This is a genomic window from Eubacterium ruminantium (genome assembly GCF_900167085.1).
GTDB classification, from domain to species: Bacteria; Bacillota; Clostridia; order Lachnospirales; family Lachnospiraceae; genus Eubacterium_Q; species Eubacterium_Q ruminantium.
In genome coordinates, this window is record NZ_FUXA01000003.1 from 1 (window position 1) to 24,101 (window position 24,101).

The 24,101-nt window shown below is 36.9% G+C and carries 22 protein-coding genes, 1 tRNA gene and 1 rRNA gene; 3 read left to right on the top strand and 21 right to left on the bottom strand.

The window, feature by feature from the left end:
* The 15 genes from B5D25_RS00015 to B5D25_RS00085 form a co-directional block, all read right to left on the bottom strand.
* A 16S ribosomal RNA gene (locus tag B5D25_RS00015) occupies window positions 1-148 on the bottom strand; the annotation flags it as partial.
* Window positions 149-675: 527 nt separating this feature from the next.
* Window positions 676-1,299 carry a YczE/YyaS/YitT family protein gene (locus B5D25_RS00020; protein ID WP_078785702.1) on the bottom strand — a complete coding sequence of 208 codons (624 nt, stop codon included), beginning with the start codon at window positions 1,297-1,299 and terminating at the stop codon, window positions 676-678.
* A 105-nt stretch (window positions 1,300-1,404) separates the two neighbouring features.
* Window positions 1,405-1,650, bottom strand: a complete 246-nt coding sequence (locus B5D25_RS00025) for a hypothetical protein (RefSeq protein WP_078785703.1) — start codon at window positions 1,648-1,650, stop codon at window positions 1,405-1,407.
* Between the two features lie 200 nt (window positions 1,651-1,850).
* Window positions 1,851-2,225: a desulfoferrodoxin family protein gene (locus B5D25_RS00030; RefSeq protein ID WP_078785704.1), complete on the bottom strand. Its 375-nt coding sequence runs from the start codon at window positions 2,223-2,225 to the stop codon at window positions 1,851-1,853.
* 122 nt (window positions 2,226-2,347) lie between these two features.
* Window positions 2,348-3,010 (bottom strand): hypothetical protein, encoded by a 663-nt coding sequence (locus tag B5D25_RS00035; protein ID WP_078785705.1) that lies wholly within the window; start codon window positions 3,008-3,010, stop codon window positions 2,348-2,350.
* A gap of 117 nt (window positions 3,011-3,127) precedes the next feature.
* Complete coding sequence (gene acpP / locus B5D25_RS00040) at window positions 3,128-3,355, bottom strand: acyl carrier protein (protein ID WP_078785706.1); 228 nt, start codon at window positions 3,353-3,355, stop codon at window positions 3,128-3,130.
* Window positions 3,356-3,777: 422 nt separating this feature from the next.
* On the bottom strand, window positions 3,778-4,602 hold the full coding sequence (locus B5D25_RS00045; RefSeq protein ID WP_078785707.1) for a Cof-type HAD-IIB family hydrolase: 825 nt from the start codon (window positions 4,600-4,602) through the stop codon (window positions 3,778-3,780).
* 23 nt (window positions 4,603-4,625) lie between these two features.
* Window positions 4,626-5,648 carry a phosphate acyltransferase PlsX gene (gene plsX, locus B5D25_RS00050; RefSeq protein ID WP_078785708.1) on the bottom strand — a complete coding sequence of 341 codons (1,023 nt, stop codon included), beginning with the start codon at window positions 5,646-5,648 and terminating at the stop codon, window positions 4,626-4,628.
* 23 nt (window positions 5,649-5,671) lie between these two features.
* A complete protein-coding gene (locus B5D25_RS00055; RefSeq protein WP_078785709.1) occupies window positions 5,672-6,799 on the bottom strand; it encodes a hypothetical protein in 1,128 nt (375 codons plus the stop codon).
* 108 nt (window positions 6,800-6,907) lie between these two features.
* The gene (locus tag B5D25_RS00060) at window positions 6,908-7,774 is read right to left on the bottom strand and encodes a DegV family protein (protein ID WP_078785710.1); all 867 of its coding nucleotides are present in this window, start codon (window positions 7,772-7,774) and stop codon (window positions 6,908-6,910) included.
* Between the two features lie 18 nt (window positions 7,775-7,792).
* Window positions 7,793-9,457 (bottom strand): DAK2 domain-containing protein, encoded by a 1,665-nt coding sequence (locus B5D25_RS00065; RefSeq protein WP_078785711.1) that lies wholly within the window; start codon window positions 9,455-9,457, stop codon window positions 7,793-7,795.
* A 221-nt stretch (window positions 9,458-9,678) separates the two neighbouring features.
* On the bottom strand, window positions 9,679-10,470 hold the full coding sequence (locus tag B5D25_RS00070; protein ID WP_078785712.1) for a glycosyl hydrolase 53 family protein: 792 nt from the start codon (window positions 10,468-10,470) through the stop codon (window positions 9,679-9,681).
* Window positions 10,471-10,643: 173 nt separating this feature from the next.
* A complete protein-coding gene (locus B5D25_RS00075; RefSeq protein ID WP_078785713.1) occupies window positions 10,644-12,713 on the bottom strand; it encodes an elongation factor G in 2,070 nt (689 codons plus the stop codon).
* Window positions 12,714-12,804: 91 nt separating this feature from the next.
* A complete protein-coding gene (locus tag B5D25_RS00080) occupies window positions 12,805-13,101 on the bottom strand; it encodes an FAD-binding protein (RefSeq protein ID WP_242870154.1) in 297 nt (98 codons plus the stop codon).
* 33 nt (window positions 13,102-13,134) lie between these two features.
* Window positions 13,135-13,851, bottom strand: a complete 717-nt coding sequence (locus tag B5D25_RS00085; protein ID WP_242943578.1) for a GGDEF domain-containing protein — start codon at window positions 13,849-13,851, stop codon at window positions 13,135-13,137.
* 522 nt (window positions 13,852-14,373) lie between these two features.
* Between B5D25_RS00085 and B5D25_RS00090 the strand changes: the two genes are divergently transcribed.
* Both B5D25_RS00090 and bioB read left to right on the top strand, forming a co-directional pair.
* On the top strand, window positions 14,374-15,006 hold the full coding sequence (locus B5D25_RS00090; protein ID WP_078785715.1) for a 4'-phosphopantetheinyl transferase family protein: 633 nt from the start codon (window positions 14,374-14,376) through the stop codon (window positions 15,004-15,006).
* 259 nt (window positions 15,007-15,265) lie between these two features.
* Window positions 15,266-16,237: a biotin synthase BioB gene (bioB, locus tag B5D25_RS00095; protein ID WP_078785716.1), complete on the top strand. Its 972-nt coding sequence runs from the start codon at window positions 15,266-15,268 to the stop codon at window positions 16,235-16,237.
* 311 nt (window positions 16,238-16,548) lie between these two features.
* Here bioB and B5D25_RS00100 read toward each other — a convergent pair.
* Window positions 16,549-16,622: transfer RNA gene (locus tag B5D25_RS00100), tRNA-Pro, on the bottom strand.
* A 393-nt stretch (window positions 16,623-17,015) separates the two neighbouring features.
* Between B5D25_RS00100 and B5D25_RS00105 the strand changes: the two genes are divergently transcribed.
* Window positions 17,016-18,344, top strand: a complete 1,329-nt coding sequence (locus B5D25_RS00105; protein WP_078785717.1) for an HD-GYP domain-containing protein — start codon at window positions 17,016-17,018, stop codon at window positions 18,342-18,344.
* 98 nt (window positions 18,345-18,442) lie between these two features.
* Here the strand turns inward: B5D25_RS00105 and B5D25_RS00110 are convergent, their stop codons facing one another.
* From B5D25_RS00110 to rpmE, 5 genes are all read right to left on the bottom strand, one after another.
* Complete coding sequence (locus B5D25_RS00110) at window positions 18,443-19,837, bottom strand: sodium:solute symporter family protein (protein ID WP_159444037.1); 1,395 nt, start codon at window positions 19,835-19,837, stop codon at window positions 18,443-18,445.
* A gap of 279 nt (window positions 19,838-20,116) precedes the next feature.
* Entirely contained in the window at window positions 20,117-21,193 is a 1,077-nt protein-coding gene (gene prfA / locus B5D25_RS00115; RefSeq protein WP_078785719.1) for a peptide chain release factor 1, read from the bottom strand.
* Window positions 21,194-21,253: 60 nt separating this feature from the next.
* Entirely contained in the window at window positions 21,254-22,123 is an 870-nt protein-coding gene (gene prmC / locus B5D25_RS00120) for a peptide chain release factor N(5)-glutamine methyltransferase (protein ID WP_078785720.1), read from the bottom strand.
* Between the two features lie 103 nt (window positions 22,124-22,226).
* Window positions 22,227-23,258, bottom strand: coding sequence for a DUF1385 domain-containing protein (locus tag B5D25_RS00125; protein ID WP_078785721.1), 1,032 nt, complete (start codon window positions 23,256-23,258; stop codon window positions 22,227-22,229).
* Between the two features lie 117 nt (window positions 23,259-23,375).
* Window positions 23,376-23,576 (bottom strand): 50S ribosomal protein L31, encoded by a 201-nt coding sequence (rpmE, locus tag B5D25_RS00130; protein ID WP_078785722.1) that lies wholly within the window; start codon window positions 23,574-23,576, stop codon window positions 23,376-23,378.
* Window positions 23,577-24,101 lie beyond the last annotated feature (525 nt).

Consider the following 24,101-nt stretch of genomic DNA (forward strand, 5'->3'; position numbering starts at 1 on the left):
CGCGTTACTCACCCGTCCGCCACTAAGTACTTCAAATGATTCTTCAGAAGCAAGCTTCCTCAGTCTCGGGAGAAGTACTCCGTTCGACTTGCATGTGTTAAGCACGCCGCCAGCGTTCATCCTGAGCCAGGATCGAACTCTCAATAAAAATTTTGTTCGTCCTTAGTCAGTATTTTAAACGTTAGCTTAAAAATCCTGTCCTAAAACTTACTGTGTTTGGATTTCGTTCAAATCCGAATATCTTTTGAGATTTTCATCTCTCTTATTCTTATTTAGAATAAGTAAAATGTCTTAAAAGAATCTTCGGGGTTGTCATGTTGTTAAGTTGTTAATGTGCATTATAAAAGTCGCTTCAACGTTAGTGTTTTGTGTGTTTTCAAGTTGTCTGTATCAGCGACAGCTTCTATAGATTACCACCAGGTACCCACTTTGTCAACACATATTTTGCAATTTTTTTAAAAATTTTTTCAAGAACTTTTCGTTCCCTTGCAAATGGCTAAAATGCGTGGTTTATGCATTTTATTTTCTTGAATAGTTTCCTGATTTTATTGTGATATTATCATTTATTTCAAAAAAAATTTTGCATAAAAATATATTTCAATTGTTTATGCAAAATTCTATTTATTATCTTCTATGATGTTTATGGTGAGTATAATACGCTCCCCTATTGTTAGTTTAATTCTTCCCAAATATTTTTCCGACAAATGTGATTGCGGGTCCCAGGAATACTGCCATAAGAATTACGCCTATCACAGGTGTACTTCCCATAAGGATACCTACTACTATTACAAGGGCATCCCAAATCATTCTGACAAGCGTTCTAGGAAATGATGCAAATTTATTTCTGATCTTATCCGAAATAATTATTGGCAGACCGTCATAAGGAGCAACGCCTGTATTTGTATTTATATATACAGCGGCGCAAATTATAAATGCAAAAATAGCAATGAAAAAAATGATCCATCTGCTGAGATCATTTGTAAATGTATTCTGTGGAAGAATCATTTTCCATAACCAACAGAAAAAGTCGGCATAGTATCCTATAAGAACCATATTGAACAAAGTTCCTATTCCTATCAGTTTTCTTGAAAAGATCAATACTATTATAAACATTATCAGATTGGCGATAAATTGCATATTGCCAAAGCTGAGCCCAACTTTTGCTGCGATTGATCGGTTCATAAATGTGCATGGGTCCGTTCCCAGATTACACAGAATTAAAAACGACAGAAAAAAGCCCATACCGGACACTGCTATAAAACATATAATAATCTTCTTCCACTCTAATTTGAAATTCATGATGTTCCTCATTTTTCATATAATATATTTGTTGTATGACATTTTTCTTATTTATAATACTTTATTCTGTCATACATATTCATTTCCTGATGTTGTCATATATATTCATTTCCAAATACTACCATATATTTTTCTCAACGCTGTCATATATATATTTCCTAATGCTTCCATATATTCATTTCTCGATGCTGACATATATTCCCCAACGATGTCATATTCATTCTCAGATGCTGACATATATTCCCCAACGATGTCATTTTCATTCTCAGATGATGACATATATATATTTCCCAATGTTGTCATACGTATATTTACAGAGGCTGCCATATATACATTTCTCGATACTACCATATATTTTTCTCAACGCTGTCATATATATTTTTCCATATATTGTTATATATTACACAACCATCCTGATCAAAACAAAATATAGCATATAGTATTATGCTTCGGGGTGTTTGTTTTTTCAAGAGTTATCATATGACAAATTTTAAAAGCCCACTCTATTATGTAGAGCGGGCCAAAATAATTGACTTAGTTAAAATATGATTTTATATATCTGTCTTCCAAAGTCCATGAAGATTGCAATATTCGTAAGCTGCTACAGGCTTTTCACCATCAGCAAGTGCGAAAACAGCTTCAGGCTTTGTCTCAGGCTTAAGCTTCTTAATCTGGATTCCTTCTGTAGTTTCAAGAGCTATCCACTGAATATAATGAACTTCCAACATAGGATGTTCCACTGAACCAACCTTAACTTCAACTGTATTTCCATTTACATTAACAACAGGTACATGCTTCTCACCTGCTCCGTCTGATGTATTTGGAATAAGTTCGATCATAGTTTCTCCACAACACTGAACATCACATCCAAGCTTGTTGAGGTATGTAATAATATTCCCACATTTTGCACATTTAAATACCTTCATTTTAGTCCTCCTTAAAATTGTATTATAAAACAATCATTCTCGTATTTGAGTGTCATCCCGTATAAATGTAAACGGATTTGTCACTGCTTTATATTATACCAAATCACTTGCTATTTTCATACTTATTTTTTACTCTTAAAAGCAAAAATATATCCTATCAATATCACAGGGACTGCGCCGAGGATATCAAGGGCAGAATGCTGCTTCACAAAACATATTGATATTGTTATAAGAATGGCTATTGCCAGAATAACAATCCATCTGCTCATCTTTGAAAATCTTTTTGTTTCCTTTGCGATGAATACAACCGCAAATGCTCCTATCACGTGATCCGACGGACAAATATTTGTATTGTAGTCCGCTGCGTAGATCCGTCTAACCAGCCAGGTGCATACATTTTCCCTTGGAAATGTCGTCGGCCACATGTTATGACCTGTATGCCAGACTGCATAAATTACGAGGGAAATAGAAAACGTGATCATGAAATATTTCATGGCTTTTTTGAATACCGGAACTTCAAAGAAAAATGTATATGCAAGCATACAGATCCAGAATGGATACCAGAATGCATATGGTATTACAAAATATTCGCAAAACGGTATGATATCATCAAGCCCGCAATGAATAACATGGAAATCACTCATCGCAAGCTTTCCAATCGCAAAAAATGTCACTATATAAAATGGCCAGAACAGAAGCAGAAATATATGCCTATATTCATGCTGCGTGATCATTCCGATTTTAAAGCCACGATAAGCCCAATCTTTTTTTAATCTATTTATCATTTCTTTTATCTCTGTGTTACTACTGATTCTTTTTATTTTTTTGTTTGTTCTATTCCTGTTTTTGGTTTGGTACTTTGATTATAATTTTTTGTTTTTCGTTCTATTAATTCTGTGATTTTATTTATTGTGCTTTTCAAGATAATCTACGATGTCCTGAACTTTTTCAAAGCGAGCAAGCTCTTCATCAGGAATTACGATTCCATGTTCTTCTTCAATTGTCATGAGAAGCTGAAGGATATCAATAGAATCTGCCCCTAAGTCATCTTTAATCTTTGATTCGGGACGCACATCCACATCCTTTAATTTCAGTTGTTTAATGAGAATCTTTTTAACTTCTTCAAACATAGTAAATCTCCCTGCTTATATTTTTTGTGTCTTTTCTCTAATATTTATATGACTCATATTTTTAGTTTACCCTTTTATTTCTTTTTTCCATTTTTTAACCTAAACTATTAACACTATTGAACACTATTTCTTGTTCTTTCTCATTTAATTCCATTTATCTTTCTTTTATCGCATCTAATCTTATTTTTTCTCTTGCATTTTCTTATTTTTTTATCTTGTATTTTCTTGTTTTTTTATCTTGTTATCATATTTAATTTATTACAAAATCCTTCTGTTTTACAAAATTCTTCCACTCAAACCCTTGTGAAAATTCTTTTTTAAAACCTACGGATCATTATTTGTTAGATGATCTACTACACTCAAACCCTTATGAAAATTCTTTTTTAAAACCGGATATTATGTCTAAGGAAAAACCGGTTCGATTATAAGGATACGTGTTCGAGTAACCATTTAGCTACGCCATCATTTTCATTGCTTGCTATAATACCGTTAGCAACTTTCTTTAATTCCGGCACTGCATTTTCTACTGCGTAGCATTCATCTGACATTTCAAACATAGGAATATCATTAATAGCATCCCCGAAGGAGATTACCTTATCGCATCCCCACATTTCCTTATATTTCTTTATAGCATGTGACTTTGATGCTAGAGCAGGCATGATTTCGCACCAGTATTCCGGTCGATATAATTCCTGCTGAATTGTACATCTGTATCTATCATCTTTTGAAAAGATGTCATAAATTGGCTGGAGTTCTTCCTTTTCTCCTATGCATGTAAAGTAGAACATATCCCCCGAATATAATGATTCGATATCTTCTACACTTCTAAATCTCTTATCACCTTTTCTCGAACTCAAATAACGCTTCACGCCATCATTTTCATTTGCCGGGATCCAAGACACTTTTTCAACTCCGTCCACAAATGCATAAACCATAGGACTTATCCCGTGCTTTACCAGAATCTCTTTAACGTAGCTTCTTTCTTCATCATTAAAATCTTCTTTTGAAAGAATCTCTCCGGTTGATGGTTGAAATATAAATGCTCCGTTATACGCTATAACCGGGATATTTGCATTAAGCCCTTCTGTAACCTTCGAGGCAGACACAAGCGATCTTGCTGTTGCATAGGTAAATATCATTCCCTTATCTACCATTTCATTTATTGTCCTGATACTGAAATCACTTACTCTATCATGTGTATTAAGTAGTGTTCCATCAAGGTCTGTAACATATAAAGTCTTTTTCATAATCATCCTTATATATTTATAATTTAACTATCTGTATCATCTATACAAGACTCAGCAATTGATTTTGAAATCTTCTTATTAAGACCGCTCTTTTCCATTCGGTAAGCCTGAGCTATACATTTATATACAGCCTTTCGGTCGCTGCTGCCGTGTCCTTTTACAACTATCTTCTCGGTACCGAGCATTACACTACCGCCGTAATTCTGGTAATTCATGAATTCCTTCTCTTCTTTGAACATTTGTTTCATGAATAAAGCACCAATTTTATATCTTCTACGGGAATAAATGTCGTCTTTTATCTTCTTCATAAGAAGCATTGCCGTTCCTTCTACAGATTTAACGAGTACATTTCCGGAAAAACCATCGCAGACAACCAGGTCAAAGTCTCCTGAGAGCAAATCTCTTGCTTCCATATTTCCGGCAAAATTAATATCTTTCATTCCGGATAATATTTCATATGTTTCTCTTCTTAAGTCATCGCCTTTTTCAGCTTCTGTTCCTATATTCAGAAGTCCGACTCTTGGATTTTTGATCTTATATGCCGACTCGAGATATCTACTTCCCATGATGGCAAATTGAACGAGCAGTTCCTTGGTAACAGTTGGATTGGCACCGCTATCGCATATTCCGACGATACCGCCCTTCATAGTTGGCAGGATCGGGCAAAATGCAGGGCGTCTGACCCCATCTATTCTTCCTATCCTTAGAGTCGCCGCTGCAACAAGCGCTCCGGTAGCTCCGGTTGAAATGATTGCACTTATATCATCATTTTCTCTAAGAAGTTTTATCCCCTTCATCATGGAGCTGTCTCTTTTCAGTCTTATCGCATCCGTAGGTTTGTCATCGCCTGTGATAACTGTTGGAGCAGAAACTATTTCTATTCTGTCCATATTTTGATTTCTTTTATCTAAAATATTTTTTATACCGGTTTCATCACCTGTGAGTATTACCGATAAATCAGAGAATTTTCTGAGGGCGAGTATAGCGCCTTCGACATTCGCATCAGGGCTATTGTCTCCTCCCATACAATCTACAATTATCTTCATAGTTCCTCCAAATGCTGCCGTATTTATACATCAGTCAATTTTTTGACATATGATCTTCTTCTTTTATGCTGTACTGCTTTAAATCTCTTCCACTGATTTTGGATGGCATAATTATTTTCAAGATTTAAATTTGTTTCAGCATATTTAATGCCGTCCTCTTTAAGCATTCTCAAAAGTTCGGCTGTAATTATGGCATTTACGCCTCTATTTAAATATTCAGGATCAACGGCAATAAGTCCAAGATCCAGAATTTTCGGATGTTTAATAGCTCTTATAAGTCTTAATGCCGCTGCAGGTGTTAAGTGTCCATATGATTTCTGGACAGCCCTTGCGAGAGATGGAAAACAAAGTCCAAGACAAACCACCTTGTCATTCTCATCAAGAACAACTGCAACATGATTAATGTCTATAACCATTTTGAAGTTATCCAAAAGCATCTTTTTGGTGCCTTCCGTAAACGGAACTGTTCCATAAATATCATAATAAGCCACATCCAGAAGAGCGAAAAACTGCTCAGAATATCTATTGATAAAATCCTCGGTATCCTTCGCAGGACCAAAATGAAGATTGTATCTTTTCATGATAAAATCGGCCATTTTACGAAGGGAACCATCATCTTTTTCAGGCGGATAGATTTTACTCTCTACCCAATCAACCTCTTTCTTATAGCCACATTTTTCAATCAGTTTTCCGTAATATTCAAAGTTATACTGCTCTTCAAATGTAGAAAGTTCATTGAATCCTTCTATAAGAAGACCTTCTCTCTCCAGGTCTGAAAACCCGAGCGGTCCGCAGATAGTGTCCATTCCTTTAGACTTTCCCCATTTTTCTACTGCATCAAATAAAGCCTTCGCGACTTTGATATCATTTATGGAATCAAATCTTGTGAATCTGATCCTTTTTTCATTTCTTTTTTCATTACTTGCTTTTTGAAGAATTCCGGATATTCTTCCTGCAATCTTTCCATTTTTGAATGCAAGATAATAAACGACTTCACATGTTTCATAGTAGACATAGTCTTTACTGAAAATTTTCTTCTCATCTGCATATAATGGTGGAACAAAATATTTGTTTCCCTTATACATCCTTAATGGGAAATCCAGAAACATCTTCTGATCTTTTTTAGTCCTGACTTCTTTAATCTCAATCATTAAAAAATAATCCCTTCCCCGGTTCCGGATCTATTTTCCGAAATCCCGGTCTCCCCCAGATTTAACCTATCAGTTCCAATATCTATATCTTCCCAACAAATAAATCTTTTATCTATGTTTTGCGTAAAAACTCACGCCAACGGTATTCGGTCCGCAATGACTGCCTGCTGTAGGATTAACATTTGTAATCTCGAGAATCATGTCATTTCCATATTCTTTTCTAAGCATTTCCGCCAGTCTTTCGGCAAGTTCAGGTGCATCTGCATGTGCCACTATGACTCTATGTCCGTAAACATCTCCGAGTTCTCTGACATACTGAAGGAGCCTTGCCAATGCATTTGTCCTTCCCTTTTCTTTACCTATGCTTACCATCTTACCTTTATCATCCATATGAATTATAGGACGTACACCTAAAAGTGTTCCCATAGTTCCTGCTACTCCCGATACTCGTCCGCTCTTCTTAAAGAACTTCAGATCATCCGCAAAGAAATAAACCGCAAAATGCTCCACTTCTTTATCAGCCCAATCGAGAATATAATCTATGGATTTTCCTTTTAGATATAATTCACCAACCTCCTTAACTATGTTAAGGCTGCCTATGGTAATCCCCTTTGTATCGATCTCATAGAATCTTCTTTTCGGATACTTTTTCTTCAGCTCCCACACTGCCTTATCCATGGCATCGAAAGTTGATGACATTGCTCTTGAAAAATGAACATATAAAATGTCATTTCCTTCAGCAAATACTGGTTCAAAATATTCAATATATTTTTCTTTGGTAATTGCACTTGTTGTCGGAAGAACTCCATTTCTCAACTGCTCATAGAATTCATGAGGTTTAAATTCCGGATAATCCACATACGGAAAAAATGTCTTTCCGTCAATGCAATACGGCATACTAATAAGCGTATACTCATACTCTTTCGCTTCTTCCGGTGTGATATCTGTATCTGTATCCGTAAATAAAACTAACATTTAACCCTCCTTTGTAACTTACATCAACACAAGCATATAGTCGTATACCGGCTGTTTTCCATCAATCAATATAACTTCTGTCGAAGGAAAGCTCTCCTGCAGATTCTCCTTAAGCATATTGGCTTCATCCGCATCTGCTTCGTCACCGGCGATCAAAAGTACTACATCCCAATCTCCTGCATTTAGAATCTTTGCAAGTTCCATTACTGCAGAAGACCTTGTCGGATCATCTATAAGTACTTTATCATCACAAAAACCTATATAGTCTCCATTTTTTATATTAATCCCATCCTTCGAAGATGCTCTGTTTGCTTTGGAAATCATCCCGGTCTTTACCCCCTCAGCGACCTCTGTGAGTTCCTTTTCAATCTTCGTCGGATTTTCATAATTGTAATCTATCATAGAAATAGAAGCATATCCTTCTCCAATAGTCTTGGTTGGGATAACGATTATATTCGATGCTTCATATAACATAGCCGCCTGCTTTGCCGTAAGGATAATATTTGAATTATTAGGAAATACAAAAATATTATCCGCATTTATTTCTTCAAATGCTTTTATAAAATCTTCTGCTGACGGATTCATGCTCTGTCCTCCATCAACTACGGTATCACATCCCAGAGAAGAAAATAGTTCTTTCACTCCTTTTCCCGCTGCCACTGTTACTATTCCATATTTCTTTCTGACCTTATTCTTAAGCTCACGGCTTTGTTTGCTAACATTTCCATGATGCTGCAAGGTCATATTTTCAACTTTAACCATAAGGAATTCTCCGTATTTCTGACAATGGTTGAATACATCACCCGGCCTCTTGGTGTGAACATGAACCTTAACTATCGAACCATCTCTGAAACATACAACGGAATCTCCGACACAATTCAGATAATCGATAAGTTCATCCATATCAAAAAATTCCTTATCATTTCTCTTACTCTGAACTCTAAGAAGGAATTCAGTGCAGTATCCGTAAATAAGGTCTGTTTCCTCACCAAAAAGAGAGAGATCTATATTCTTCTTAGTCGTACCGCTGTCTGATTCAGGCTCATTGTCCGTATCAGCAGAGATATCCCCTTTCAGAAAATCCCTCATTCCTTCAACGATATATAAGATTCCTGCTCCTCCACTATCAACAACACCGGCTTCCTTTAAAACAGGAAGAAGGTCAGGTGTTCTTTCAAGTGAGTTACGAGTTTCCTCTAAAATATCATCAAAATAATCTTCAAATGTACTTTTATCTGTGATTTTACCGGATGCATATCTTACCGCATCCCTATAGACAGTGAGGATAGTTCCTTCTACAGGCACCGAAACAGCCTTATAAGATTCTTCCACACCACATTTCAACGCTTCCGCGAAATCATTGATATTAATCTTATCGCAGCCTTTTAAGCCACGATTAACGCCGGCAAAAATGCGCGATAATATAACCCCGGAATTACCTCTGGCTCCCAGGAGCATTCCTCTGGCTGCTCTTGAAGCAACTTCTTCTATCGACATTTCATCGCCCGAACAAACTTCAGTAACACCAGACTCTATAGTCATAAACATATTATCGCCTGTGTCACCATCAGGAATCGGAAAAACATTAAGTGAATTAACTTCTTCTTTATTAGTCCTAAGTGAAGCCGCGCCAGACCTGAGCATGTTTGCAAATGTATAACCATCCAAAACTTCTCTATTCATATGTCCTCTCGTTTCAAGTAAAGATTCTCGTTCCAACTTCTCCAAAACCCTACGTAAAATTATAACAGAACAAGATGAAATAACAACCCTCGATAGACCTCTGAACAGCCGATTTTATTAGACAATTTAATCGATTTGGTTAAAAAAAAATGACGCATGTACAGAAAACTGCACATGCGCCTTTTTAAAAATGTTGAGGACTATTTAAATATCCTATGTTTTTAAGCAACCTGACCAACAACGTCAAGAAGCTTATCTGAATAAATTGTACCAAAACCTTTATCCATAGGAACAATCGAAATTGCGCTATCAAGATCTGCAAGACCGATATCTGACGAAGATACATCATCCTGACTTGAAATATCAACAATGATAAATGCATCAAATCTTCTTGAAAGATCACTCATATTACAGCTAAGATCATAGAAGGTTTCAGAGTTGAGCTCATATGATAAAGAGATAATATCAAATCCCTTTCCTCCGGCAACCTGGTATCGATTAAACCACTTCTTTGCCTTCTCATTATCAGTACTGTCCTTAGTGCTGAATATTACTTTACAATTAGGACATGCTGCCTTAACTGCATTTATAACTGCATTTATAACTCTTGTCTGCTCTTCAAATCTTAATGATAATCCACCGAGTTCGGCGTAAATATCAATATTAATCATTACAAATTCCGGAACGGCACCAACTTCTTTAACTCTTGAAAAAAGCTTATGAACATTTTCAAAGCTTGCTCTTTCAGCCTTTCTGATAAACATTCTGCTGTCTGCGCCAACTTCACTTAAAACGCTCTGATATAAACCTTCCATATCAAGTTTAATACACCACTTAAGACCAATGGACATAATATCGCTTCCATAACCTGCTACAGATTCAAGCCCTTCACATCCGTCAGTTGATATACTTACTGTAGTGAGTATAGTATCCAGACCTTTTGTCTTAAGTGCATTGAGTTCCTCCTTATTTGCACCCATGGATACATCTGCCATTCTGCATAAACCATTCATAATATTACCTCTCGTAATAAACCATAAAATTACCTACTATACGACTATAACTAAAGAGTATTCAAATTTACTAAATGTGTCAATTCGTATTACTTAACGAAAATGATATTTGTTTTTGTGAAATACATCCAATGGTCTTTTTAAGCAAATTATTTCCGGTGCAAGTCTCAATATTACTCTTTCGAGCCCTCAATTTCCTTAGCCGCAACGTCATCAGGTGCCTGCTCATAACGTGCGAATTCGTATGAAAATGTGCCACATCCGCTGGTCATAGAATAAAGTCTGGTATCATATTCATAAAGCTCTGCATACGGAATGTCCGCAAGGATTTCATTGCTGCCATCCTCGACCGGATTCATTCCCATAACTCTGGCTCTTCTCTTATTCAGATCTCCCATTACATCTCCCGTATATGCCTCAGGTACAATTACTTTTAATGAAGCAATCGGTTCAAGAAGAACAGGGGATGCATCCATAAATCCCGTTTTAAACGCCTGCTCTGTTGCAACTTTAAAAGCAAGTTCGGATGAATCGACTGTATGATAACTTCCATCATATAAAGTTACCTTAACACCGATAACAGGATATTTTGCCAATGGTCCGCTTTTAACAGCTTCCATAATACCTTTCTCTACCGCAGGGAAATAGTTTTTCGGAACTGCCCCTCCTACAACTGTCTGCTCGAAAATATATGTTTTGTCCATTTCCCCTGAAGGTTCTATAACAAGTTTTACATGTCCGTACTGTCCGTGGCCGCCTGACTGTTTCTTATATTTATATTCCGTATCAACCTTTTTCCTGATTGTTTCTTTGAAGGCTATACGAGGTCTCATAAGTTCAATATCCACCTTGTATTTTTCCTGAAGAATACTTTGAACTGTCTCAAGATGCTGAGTACTTATTCCATATAAAAGAGTCTGGCCATTTTCACTGTCATTAACATTTCTAAGGGTAAGGTCTTCCATCAGCATCTTTGAAAGTGCCTGTGAAATTTTATCCTCATCCCCTTTTTTTACCGCTTTATACTGTCTGTAAACATAAGGCTTCGATATGGCTGCTCTGATAAAAGTTACCGGATTCTTCCTTGTTGATAAAGAATCTGTGGTAAGACTGACGCCGAGTTTTGCCAATGCCCCAATGTCTCCTGCATGAAGTTCTTCTACTTCTTCAACTTTATTTCCACTGATTACATACAGCTTTCCTATCTTTTCTTCCATATCACGGTGATAGTTATACAGAACATCATCTGTTTTAATGACTCCCGAATTAACTTTAATAAGTGAATATTTTCCAAGATAAGGATCTGCTATGGTTTTGAAAATATAAGCCGACTTCGGTTTTGCGAAATCATAATCAGCTTCAAATACATCATTGCTGATAGTATTGATTCCGGCGCATTTACATCTGTCAGGACTAGGGAAATACTTAATTATATCAGCCATAAGAGTATACATTCCTCTGGCTAATGTATTGGAGCCCATAAGAACAGGAACAACCGAACCATCAGTCACTCCTACACGAAGTGCCTGTCGGATCTCATTTTCAGAGAATTCCTCCCCATTAAAATATCTCTCCATGAATTCATCACTGGTCTCTGCGACAGATTCAACAAGAACATCTCTGCATATACCAAGATTTTCATATGAATAATCAGGTACATCAGATTTATCTACCGTACCTTTATCATTCCATCTCTTGGCTTTCTTCTGAATTACATTAACATATCCTACAAACTGCTCATTTTCTCTGATAGGAAGGTGGAATGGAGCTATCCTCTTCCCATACATTTCCTGGAGGTTTTGTACTACTTCTCTGAAGCTTGCTTTGTCATCATCCATTTCGGTAACGAATACCATTCTCGGAAGATTTCTTGTTTCACATAAATCCCACGCACGCTTTGTTCCCGTCTCTATGCCGGATTTTCCTGAAACAACAATGATTGCGGCATCGGCAACAGAAATAGCTTCTTCAACCTCACCGATATAATCCTGATATCCCGGAGTATCGAGAATATTTATCTTATATCCTTCCCAAGGAATAGGAATGACCGATGTCTTAAGAGAAATCTTCCTCTTAATCTCTTCTTTGTCATAATCACTGAGAGTATTTCCACTATCAATACTGCCCATACGTTTTGTCATACCCGCAAGATAAGCAATAGCTTCGACAAGTGATGTTTTGCCCGATCCCCCATGACCAAGCAGAACAACGTTACGAATTTTGTCCGTTGTAAATACATTCATGCAACCACCTCCATATTAAATTATCAGTCCGTAAGAAAACCCATGCTCCTGATCAACCGGAACTAAATATATAAATCCAGCCGGCGAATGATCATAATGCTCCTAAAGCATGTTTTGCAGCAATCATACCGAATGTGTAGCATCTGCCAAGTGAAAGCCCTGTCTGATGGAACGGATAATCATTTCCTCCATAGAAAGGTCCTCCGAGATTTCCTACACAATAAAGCCCCGGTATAGGTCTGTCACTCTCGTCAAGTGCCTGACCGTTTTCATTTATAACAACTCCGGAAACCTCAGCCGAAACCCTTATAAGTTTTCTTGCTCCCCAGAACGGAGCCTTCTCAATCTTGTGCATATATTTGGCCGGTTTTCCGAAATCAGTATCCACACCTTTTCCACCCTGTTAAAATGAACAAAGCTATTAGATAACAACTTTATTTTTACCTGATTTCTTGCCACTATAGAGTTTTTCATCTGCAGCCTGAACCCATTTTTCTATAGATTCATCACTTGTCTTTTCCGCAAGTCCGATAGTTACTGTAACCTTGATATCCTGATCATCAAATACAAACTTTTCGGAATCGACAGCTTTCCTAAGTTTCTCAAAAACATTCTTCTCTTTATCTATCTTATCTTCATAAAGAATGAGGAACTCTTCTCCTCCCCACCTGGAAACAGTACATTTCTTGCAGACACTTCGCATTATATCTGCAATATGAACAAGTACATAGTCACCTGCATTATGGCCGTAAATATCATTTATTTGTTTAAAATCATCAATATCTATCATGGCAAGAAATGCAGTATTTTCAGCTGATTCTATATTTTCAAGCTTATCCATCATATAATGTCTGTTATAAAGTTTTGTCAGATTATCAAGATTAGCCATGTAATTAAGCCGCTTTTCAGACTCGATGATATTTCTTACAGAAAATGATGAATAAAAGATAAGGAATGAAAGTACTATTAAACTATTGCATATCCAAAGAATTTTAGCAGCGTTTTTTTCGACTTCATAAACCGAACCGAAATGAAATACATAAAATGTACTGACCATATATATAACTACTATGGCTATACTGAATGGAAAAGCTTTAACTTTCGCTCTCTTAATCTTAAATGCAATATATTCTAACATAAAAATAATCGGGATCATTGACATGGTGTACAACTCGAAGCCGTATTCATTTCCCATGCATATTGTAGAAACGCTCATATAGATAGTCAGCCAGAAATAAACCATGATAACATATATATCAAGCCGGTCTTTAAAAACAAGAAAATAACCCGCAATATACACAAGCATGGTTGGTATGCTGAAATAGATCATAAACGTTGCTTTAAAGATAATAAAGAACGTCATAAGAAAAATGACCATCAACAAAATGACTGTATTAATAATATATGTAACCCGTTTTATTTTGTCTGTAGTCATCTATGCCTCCCCCGAACAATCAAATGAATCCCAAACAAATAAAGTACCCCATAGAAAGATTATACTACAAATGATGATTTTTAACATCAAAAATATCCATATTATTGATAAAACAGACAAAAATTTTCTGCGGATCAGGAATGTATTTAATACATATTTTCATAAATTGACATTTCTATTTATATAATTATACTTTAACTAGGAAATGATAAACGGAGCGGCATTATGAATTATCCAAACACGGAAAAATTATATCTTATGAAAAATACAGGCGACACTTGGCTGCCTGCTCATGAAAAACTTATGACATATATATCAGCCGAAAGAAAGTCAAAGATCAATCGTTACAAGTTTGATAAGGATAAGATTTTATCCCTTAACGGTGCTCTTCTTGTTAAGCTCGGAATATCCGAACTCCTTAACTGCCCTGCAGAAATTCTTGAATTCGATATGACTCCGGGGCATAAACCATTTCTTAAAGCCCACTGTCATCCTGACGCGGGAATTATCGACTTCAGCTTATCTCATACTGAAAATGCGGTGTTAGCCGGAATTGTTACAAATGAAAAAATCGGCGTGGATATAGAAAAAGTAACTGCTGCACCTCTTCAGGTCATGTCTACTGTATTTCATCCTGAAGAAATTAATTATATAAATGATTTCGATCAAAATGAAATAAATAAACGCTTCTTTACCATCTGGACCAAAAAGGAAGCTTATACAAAATGCACCGGAACAGGCCTTGTCTGCGACATTACAAAAATAAATGTTCTGGATCTTCCGGATGATGTGGCAGTAATTACAGAGTCTTTTGATGATTATATCTATTCTGTCTGTACTATTAAATCAGAAAAATGATCATATAAAATTTTGCTTGTTGTTTTAAATAACTACTTTTATTGTTGATAGTTTTTGATTATCGGCATTTCATTGTCAACCTTTATTAATTCAAAGGTTGACTTTTTGTTTTGATGAATTTATAATTATTTTTGTTTCGGATTTGAAGAAATCATTTTCAATCATTTTTCTATGATAATTCCCGAACGAATATTTATGGCGCAGCTATTTATCTGTATTTCACACAAAAATCAGCGCCGGAAGTAAGGAGCATCAACATATGTCAGAACAAAAAAATCTTATTGAACTTGCAAAGGAAATTATAAGTGGTCGCCGACTTAATAAGGATGACGACCTTTCATTTTTTATCACTTGTAATCTGGAGGAACTCGGCAAAGGTGCCGATATGATTAGAGAACATTTCAGCGGAGCAAAGGTCGATCTATGCACCATCATCAATGGTAAAAGCGGAAAATGCAGTGAAAATTGCAAATTCTGCGCCCAGTCGGCACATAACGATACCAACTGTGAAGTATATGACCTTTTGGATGAGGATCGAATCGTCGAAGAAGCACGATCTAACCAGGAAGAAGGCGTTGACCGTTTTGCTATAGTTACAGCGGGAAGAAGTCCGAAACCCGAGGATTTTGAGCGTATCATAAAATGCTATAAACGTATGAGTAAAGAGCTTACACTCGACCTCTGCACTTCTCTCGGTTTCCTGACACTTGAGCAGTTTAAGGAACTTAAAGCAGCGGGTGTAACAAGTTATCACAATAATATTGAAACATCCAGAAGATTTTTCCCACAAATATGCACTTCTCATTCATTTGATGACAAGATTGAAAATATAAAAAGAGCTAAGGCTGCAGGTCTTTATGTATGTTCCGGTGGAATTATAGGAATGGGCGAAACATGGGAAGACCGAATTGATATGGCATTAACACTTTCTGAGCTTGGAATTTCTTCAATCCCGATCAACAGTCTTACTCCAATTCCGGGAACACCTTTACATAACAATCGCATACTGACTGAGGAAGAAATCCTACGTACTATCGCTATCTTCAAGTATATCAATCCAACATCAAATATCCGTCTTGCTGCCGGTAGAGTTCTAATGAAAGGAAACGGCGAAAATGCATTTCATTTTGGTGCTGCCGCAACTATAACAGGAAATATGCTCACAACTTCGGGCTCAACTATTAAGTACGACAGAAAGATGCTAAAAGAAATGGGGCGTGAGGTGATTTAGGTAAAACCATCATTCAATAGTTTCACAATACATAAATATCAGTATTGAGGAATTAAATGTAGTTGAAATGTCTGAATAATAAATTTTATAACGTATACAGATAAAAAAAGGGATGCAATCGCATCCCTTTTCGTATCGGTGCGACGGGATTCGAACCCACGGTCTCGCCTCCCGGCTCGGTCGGTGCTAAACGGTGCCCACCGGGCACCAGCACCCTCTGCGTCTGAACGCACTTTTGTCACAATGAGAACTCAGTTTCAATTTTAATATATCAGCACAAAAAAAGGAATGCCAAAGCATTCCTTTTCGTATCGGTGCGACGGGATTCGAACCCACGACCTCTGCGTCCCGAACGCAGCGCTCTACCAAGCTGAGCCACGCACCGTTATTATTTTTGTTACATTATTTACTATTTTTTTCAACCGATGAACCCACGTTCTCGCCTCCCGGCTCGGTCGGTGCTAAACGGTGCCCACCGGGCACCAGCGGTCTCGCCTCCCGGCTCGGTCGGTGCTAAACGGTGCCCACCGGGCACCAGCACCCTCCGCGCCCGAACAGCGCTCTACCAAGCTGAGCCACGCACCGTTATTATCTTTATGTAGTATGGTTCAAATACAAGATATTGTCAAGGAGAAAATAAATTTCCCATTTTTTTGTGTTAATTTTGCAAAAAAATGAGCATTATACACTAAAAACATCTATTTTTTTTTATAACTAGAATTCTTTACAGTTCACACAGGTTATTGTATTATTAGTGAATAAGGATGTGTTCAAAAAGATGAGAATTAATTTAAATGAAATTTTATATGCTGTTTCTTTTGCGTTTGATGCAACAGAGGCGGAATATTATGAAAGAATACGTAACAACGGTATCAGCACTATCGGAGAAACAAGTATTCTTCGTGCTGACAATGTTAGATTCAGTTATAAGGATCATAGGAACGTTGTTGTTACCGTTGGTCATAGTAAGCGTATTGCTGCATTATCTATTTTGATAGGCAAGGAAATGGGGCTTGATGATAAGAAACTCATTGACCTTGCTGCTTTTGCTGTTCTTCATGATAACGCCCTGACTGAAGTTATTCAGGAAGAGAATCAGTATAAGATATATAATAATGGCATCGGTTACAGCGATGAAGATTACAACATCCGCTGTTCAACTATCGGTGAGAAGAACACTTCTCTTCTTCCATTCAGAACCAATAACAGAGATGTCATTTTATTCCATAATGAAAATGCAGACGGTTCAGGTCCATTTGGAAGACATTATGAGAATACGCCTATTAAGGCTCAGATTATTCATCTTGCAAATAATGTTGATACACATTGCGACTTAACTACTATTTCCAAGGAAAATCATCAGGAAATCTGTGATTATGTAAGAGCTAATTCAGGAATGCTCTTCTCTGTTGATGTTTCAGCTGCATTTTTGAAGATATTTAAACCAAAGGTTTTAGGTCTTCTTTCATTTGCAAATATCAACTCTTTCCTTAGAAGTTCAATCAAACGTCATGATGACGAATATTCATACAGTGAAGTTGATAACCTTGCCACACTTCTTGCTCGTATAGTTGATTTCAAATCTCACTATACATGCCGTCATTCAATCGGTGTTGCACAGAAAGCAAAGGTAATGGCTGAATATTACAACTTCCCTGATGACAAGGTCTCAAAGTACTATCTTGCAGGTGCTCTTCACGATATCGGAAAGCTCATGGTTTCTATCGATATCCTTGATAAGCCTGACAGACTGAGCGACCAGGAATTTGAAAAAATGAAGAGCCACGCTTATTATACATACAGCATTCTTAAAGATATCAAAGGAATGAAAGATATAGCTGTTTGGGCATCTCATCACCATGAGAAGCTGAACGGAACAGGTTATCCTTTCCACCTCACCGGCGATGTACTCTCACACGAAGAAAGACTTATGACATGCTGCGATATTTATCAAGCTCTCGCTGAGGAACGTATCTACAAAGAAGCTTATCCTCATGATAAGATTATCGCAATCATGAATTCTTGTGCGGAAAAGAATGAAATCGATGCAAATATCGTAAGAGACATTGATAAAGTCTTTAGAGATTATGACTTTTCAAAGTTTTAAATTATAGCAAACTAAAAGAAGCAACCTTGTGACGAGCGGTTGCTTCTTTTAGTTTTTGTATCTTCTCTATTGTGACCGATAGCTATATCATAATAATATCAATGATTTTCATTAATATCCTGCTGCTTCCATCTCACTGATAAAAGTGCTACAGCAAGCGAAACAAACATTCCTATCAATGCAAAATTATTTGCAAGGAAATCCGGAAGATTCAGGCCGGAAACAACCTTCGGGAAGTAAGAACCTATGAATCCGAATGCTCCTCCGCATATTACTGCCGCAACCCAGATTCCAACATGGATCATTTTCTTTTTATAGCAAAGTATAGCTATAAGAAGTGGGAAGATAACGCCAGGAGTATATACAGAATAAGCATTGCTTAAAAATGTTATGATGTCTCCATTTCCCATAAGTGCAAAGGCGAGGGCAAGACCACCCATAAAGATTATCACTATTCTTATAAGCTTTACACTGTCTTTTCTAAATATATCTTTTACAAGTATCGATGATGCATTTATAACGCATGTATCTATGGATGAAAGGATTGCCGAAACAAGACCAAGCGAAAGTACAACGCCAACTACTGAAGGAATCTTAGACTGGATAATGTACATAAGTGCATTCATGTTATTTAACTCTTCAGGCGAGATATTACATTTAATCCACATACCTATTAACACGATTATAAGTGAATATCCAACGAGCACACATCCACCAAGCAGTGCCGAACGTTTTGCAGTTTTACTGTCCTTCGATAAAAGGTTTCTGGACATAATATCAGGACCAAGGAAATATACACCGCCTATTATAAAAAATTGAGTGACCAAATTGATTGGTTTATAGCTATTATTTAACAACTCAACTTTATCGAATATCATTCCGGTATTTCCATCTGCAAAGAAATAAAGATAAATGAAACATGTGATTACGCCGAGCACTATTATGAAGAACTGGATCACATCTGTTTTAACAACTGACATCTGTCCGCCGATTGTTGTATAAAGAATTACAGCAACAGAAACTATTATAAATACAGTCTTACTGCTCTTTCCTGTAATAAATGAAATTACACCATTCATTGCAACAAGCTGGCCTGCGATAACTCCGATCCATGAAACGACAATGATAAGTGCTATTATGATTTCTGCCGGTCTGCCGAGCATAATTCCTGCTGCGTGAGGCAGAGTGTCTGCATTTAAACTTCTGAATTTTTTTGAAATAAATACTGATTGAAGAAATAATCCTATTGCTCCGAAAAGCAGCCACCATATACCCGGAAATCCAATATTGTAAACAGTAGTTGTAATTCCCATGGTTGTTGAAGCGCCGATGATCGTCGCAAGAAGTGATAGTATTACCACAAATGAAGTCTGCTTCTTTCCTGCTACAGCAAAGTTTGAAAAGTCTTTTGTTTTTTTGATATCTATAATCCCAATAACGATCAGTACAACAAGGTAGACAATAAGTGCGATCGTCAAAAATATTTTATCCATTATAGATATTCCTCCTTTGATATATTTATTATATGACGCAGGTGTCATAGGTACCATTTGGCATCAAGCGGCATACATTTGGTAAAACAAAAGCAGCATATTAGGCAATGAAAGTAATCTCTACTTCTCCCAATATGCTGCCCGAAGACTATATTATAATACAGCCCCGCTATTGTCAACCTTATTTTACCTACAAGGTGACAATCCGTATAATTCACTTTTATAGTTCTTTTATAGTTCTCTTATAGTTCTCTTATAGTTCTTATATGTTAATTCTTCTTACTGCTTTTCTTCAACATTTGCAAGCTTTGCTGCCTGATCTGCTGCTGTAAGACTATCAATAATTTCCTGAATGTCACCATTCATGATCTCTTCAAGTCTGTATAGTGTAAGCTTGATTCTATGATCTGTTACACGGCTCTGTGGGAAGTTGTATGTTCTGATCTTCTCAGAACGATCTCCTGTACCAATCTGGCTTCTTCTTGCTTCTGCTTCTGCATCATGTGCCTTCTGCTGCTCGATATCATAAAGTTTTGTACGAAGAAGTGCAAATGCTTTAGCACGGTTCTGAATCTGAGATTTCTCTGTCTGGCTGTAAATAACGATTCCAGTAGGAATATGTGTAAGACGAACAGCCGAGTCAGTTGTATTGACACACTGACCACCATTTCCTGAAGCACGCATAACATCGATACGAATATCTTTCTCATCGATTACAACGTCAACTTCTTCAGCCTCAGGCATGATAGCAACTGTAGCTGTTGATGTATGAATACGTCCGCCTGATTCAGTCTCAGGTACACGCTGTACACGGTGAACACCGCTTTCATATTTAAGCTTTGAATATGCGCCTTTACCGATAATATTGAAAATGATTTCCTTAAGACCACCGATACCACTTTCATTACTGTCGATAACTTCTATCTTCCATCTGTTACTTTCTGCATAATGCTGATACATTCTGAAAAGCTCTGCAGCAAAGAGCGCAGCCTCGTCTCCACCTGCACCTGCTCTGATTTCAACAACAACGTTCTTGTCATCGTTAGGATCCTTAGGAAGGAGAAGTATTTTAAGTTCCTGCTCACATGCTTCAACACGCTTCTTTGCATCTGCAAGCTCTTCCTTAGCCATTTCCTTCATTTCTTCATCAGACTCAAGGTCAATTATCTCAAGACTGTCAGCAACATCCTGCTTTGCCTGCTTATATTCATTATATTTCTCAACGATAGGAGCGATATCACTCTGCTCCTTCATAAGCTTTCTATATCTTGCCTGATCATTTACAACTGAAGGATCAGAAAGCTCCTTTAATATCTCATTTAACTTTTCTACAAGATCATCTAATTTATCAAACATGTTATTCTCCCTTTATCTAAATCTAATATTTTAACACACATTCTGTAAGTTTAAGCCCGGCTAACTTTCCGCAAGTCGTCCATAGACCACTCTGTCAAGCCCTGCCAAGTCTTTATATAATCTTATGTCTGTAAAATGATTATCTACAAGAAGTTTCCTCGTGTCTTCATATTGATCAAATCCAATCTCCAAATATATACTTCCACCCGGATTAAGATGATCCGGTGCATTTTCTATAATCTTTCTGTAAAACTTAAGTCCGTCCTCATCTCCGTCCAAAGCAAGCATCGGTTCATAATCCTTTACTTCTTCCATAAGCGTCGGAATAACATCCCTTCTGATATAAGGCGGATTGCTTAAAATAATATCAAATTTCAGAGAATTATCAAGTGCAGAATATAAATCCGACTGAATTATCGTTGCGTCAGCTCCAAGTTTACTTTTATTTTTCTCGGCAATCTTCAGTGCTTTCTCTGAAATATCAACAAGATAAACCTCGTCATTACATCCTTCGGCTTTTCTCTCCAGCTGAAAACTTAGGCCTATGCATCCCGAACCTGTGCACATATCAAGAACCTTTACAGGATTTTTTCCATAATGCTCTGATACGTATTTAAGTGCTTCTTCAACGAGTATTTCCGTATCCTGTCTAGGTATTAAAACTCCTTCGTCCACAAAGAAATCAAAATGCATAAATCCCGCTGAGTGTGTTATATACTGAAGCGGATAATGCGTACTTCTTTGGGCAATATACTGAAGATACATTTTCTCTTTTTCAGGAGCCGCCTCATCGAAGGTCCTTAGAAAAAGGTCTGTCTCGTTTAGTTCAAATACATATTTAAGAAGTTCTTTACTGTCAAATACAGCATTGTCGATATTATTTTCCCGAAGGATCTTCGCCCCTTCTATCTGCAATTCTTTTATCTTCATATACACTTCTCAAATGTTTATTTCATTATTCCTTACGAACGGTTTCAAGTATTTATTCGTTATTTAAACGAGTTCTTTACACAAACTAAATATGGTTCTAATATTATTTCTCAAATGAATTATTGTTGACACAACTGATATACTCGCGCCAATCAATAACTGCTTCAACAGATTTAATAGCCACCTCGCACATATCCTTATCAGGTTCTTTTGTTGTAAGCCTTTGAACCCAGAATCCAGGCTGACTAAGCGCCCTGGCAAATGCATTTTCATGGCTTCCTGCGTATCTTATAACTTCATAAGAAAGTCCTGCTATCACCGGTATCAGAAGAAGTCTTGATAAAATCCTAAGCCAAAGCAGCTTGGTTCTTATAAACATAAATAAAATGATACTGATGAACATTACAATAAAAAGAAAACTTGTTCCACATCTTCTGTGAAATCTTGTATGCTTCAGAACATTTTCCGGTGTAAGCTCGTCACCTGCTTCGAGACAATTTATGGTCTTATGCTCGGCTCCGTGATACATATACGTCCTTTTAATCTCCTTCATTTTAGAGATTGCCCAGACATATGTAATAAATATAGCGAGTCTCAGAACACCTTCGCAAAGGTTTACAAGAATGCTGTTATCCGTCACTTTATAAAGAAGACCGGCAACAAATGTAGGAAGAAGCATAAATACAGCTATTGCAAATCCAAGTGAAATGATAAGTGTTAAAATAAGTTCGCTTGAAGTTCCCTCTTTTGCTTTATCTTTCTCCAGATCAGCCTTTCTTTTCTCGACCTTCTTTTCAATTTTTTCAGCCTTTTGTGTCTTTCCTGCTTTCCTTAATTCCTCGGCTTCTTCGAGCTTTTCCTTGGCCCATTTTTCTTCTTCAATGGCGTCAGTATCATCATATTCTGCTGACTTCATCAAAGTACCCATTCCGATATAAAGCGATTCTATGAAATTAACAACCCCTCTTATGATCGGAATTCTGAATAAAACGGACTTACTTCCAAATGATTTATATTCAGTTACAGTTACCGCTATCTCATTATCCGGTTTTCTTACAGATAAGGCATAACTATCAGGTCCCTTCATCATGACGCCTTCAAGTACAGCCTGTCCGCCTATATGAACCTCTTTCATAAAAAGTTCCTTTCTGTCTCAACTTCCCCACGTTAACTGTTCACTAACTCTTCGTTAACAAAAATGCGGCAATCAGGCTTACTGCCGGACTGCCACATTTTTATAAAACAATATATACTACTGAACACCGTACTTCTTATTGAACTTATCGATACGGCCACGAGCCTTAATGCTCTTCTGCTGTCCTGTGTAGAATGAATGGCACTTTGAGCAGATTTCAACGTGAATTTCTTCCTTTGTTGATCCAGTTACAAACTCATTACCACAGTTGCAAACAACCTTTGCCTGATAATAATCCGGATGGATTCCTTCTCTCATTTCTTTTCTCCTTTAATATTAACGTATATGAGACACTATACCGCCTTAGCCGGTTTCCTAAAATCCGACTATGCTGTACCTCGATCCCATACCAGCAACATTTCAAATGATATCATATAAGTAAAGCCTTTTCAAGAGTTTTTTCTATTTGATATTTGCAAAAAATAAATGCCACAAACCGATCCTTTTCCGAGGGGGCAGAAAAGAAATCAGGCTTATGACATTTACATTAAAAGTATTCAAACACCACCAATTATCGCAGAACCGCATTTTATACACCGTAATCTTAAGCAGCCCAGAATACTGCTAAAGAAACTTTGTATATGATCCGGTAAATACTTTAAATGATTATGCTTAAATACCCCCGTAAGGATAAACCTCCGGAGTTTTTAAATGAAATCCGGCCGTGTGCAAGCCCGTTTCATTTATATATATCCAGTTATTATATTTCAAAATAGTGATTTAATCTTATCCTTACGATCATAAGGATATAACCAAATAACGTTTGCTGCGGTTTAATCACGC

Coding starts and splice junctions, on each gene's coding strand:
- B5D25_RS00020 (WP_078785702.1), bottom strand. CDS start 1,299: ATGAATTTCAAATTAGAGTGGAAGAAGATTATTATATGTTTTATAGCA.
- B5D25_RS00025 (WP_078785703.1), bottom strand. CDS start 1,650: ATGGTAGTATCGAGAAATGTATATATGGCAGCCTCTGTAAATATACGT.
- B5D25_RS00030 (WP_078785704.1), bottom strand. CDS start 2,225: ATGAAGGTATTTAAATGTGCAAAATGTGGGAATATTATTACATACCTC.
- B5D25_RS00035 (WP_078785705.1), bottom strand. CDS start 3,010: ATGATAAATAGATTAAAAAAAGATTGGGCTTATCGTGGCTTTAAAATC.
- acpP (WP_078785706.1), bottom strand. CDS start 3,355: ATGTTTGAAGAAGTTAAAAAGATTCTCATTAAACAACTGAAATTAAAG.
- B5D25_RS00045 (WP_078785707.1), bottom strand. CDS start 4,602: ATGAAAAAGACTTTATATGTTACAGACCTTGATGGAACACTACTTAAT.
- plsX (WP_078785708.1), bottom strand. CDS start 5,648: ATGAAGATAATTGTAGATTGTATGGGAGGAGACAATAGCCCTGATGCG.
- B5D25_RS00055 (WP_078785709.1), bottom strand. CDS start 6,799: ATGATTGAGATTAAAGAAGTCAGGACTAAAAAAGATCAGAAGATGTTT.
- B5D25_RS00060 (WP_078785710.1), bottom strand. CDS start 7,774: ATGTTAGTTTTATTTACGGATACAGATACAGATATCACACCGGAAGAA.
- B5D25_RS00065 (WP_078785711.1), bottom strand. CDS start 9,457: ATGAATAGAGAAGTTTTGGATGGTTATACATTTGCAAACATGCTCAGG.
- B5D25_RS00070 (WP_078785712.1), bottom strand. CDS start 10,470: ATGAATGGTTTATGCAGAATGGCAGATGTATCCATGGGTGCAAATAAG.
- B5D25_RS00075 (WP_078785713.1), bottom strand. CDS start 12,713: ATGAATGTATTTACAACGGACAAAATTCGTAACGTTGTTCTGCTTGGT.
- B5D25_RS00085 (WP_242943578.1), bottom strand. CDS start 13,851: ATGTTAGAATATATTGCATTTAAGATTAAGAGAGCGAAAGTTAAAGCT.
- B5D25_RS00090 (WP_078785715.1), top strand. CDS start 14,374: ATGAATTATCCAAACACGGAAAAATTATATCTTATGAAAAATACAGGC.
- bioB (WP_078785716.1), top strand. CDS start 15,266: ATGTCAGAACAAAAAAATCTTATTGAACTTGCAAAGGAAATTATAAGT.
- B5D25_RS00105 (WP_078785717.1), top strand. CDS start 17,016: ATGAGAATTAATTTAAATGAAATTTTATATGCTGTTTCTTTTGCGTTT.
- B5D25_RS00110 (WP_159444037.1), bottom strand. CDS start 19,837: ATGGATAAAATATTTTTGACGATCGCACTTATTGTCTACCTTGTTGTA.
- prfA (WP_078785719.1), bottom strand. CDS start 21,193: ATGTTTGATAAATTAGATGATCTTGTAGAAAAGTTAAATGAGATATTA.
- prmC (WP_078785720.1), bottom strand. CDS start 22,123: ATGAAGATAAAAGAATTGCAGATAGAAGGGGCGAAGATCCTTCGGGAA.
- B5D25_RS00125 (WP_078785721.1), bottom strand. CDS start 23,258: ATGAAAGAGGTTCATATAGGCGGACAGGCTGTACTTGAAGGCGTCATG.
- rpmE (WP_078785722.1), bottom strand. CDS start 23,576: ATGAGAGAAGGAATCCATCCGGATTATTATCAGGCAAAGGTTGTTTGC.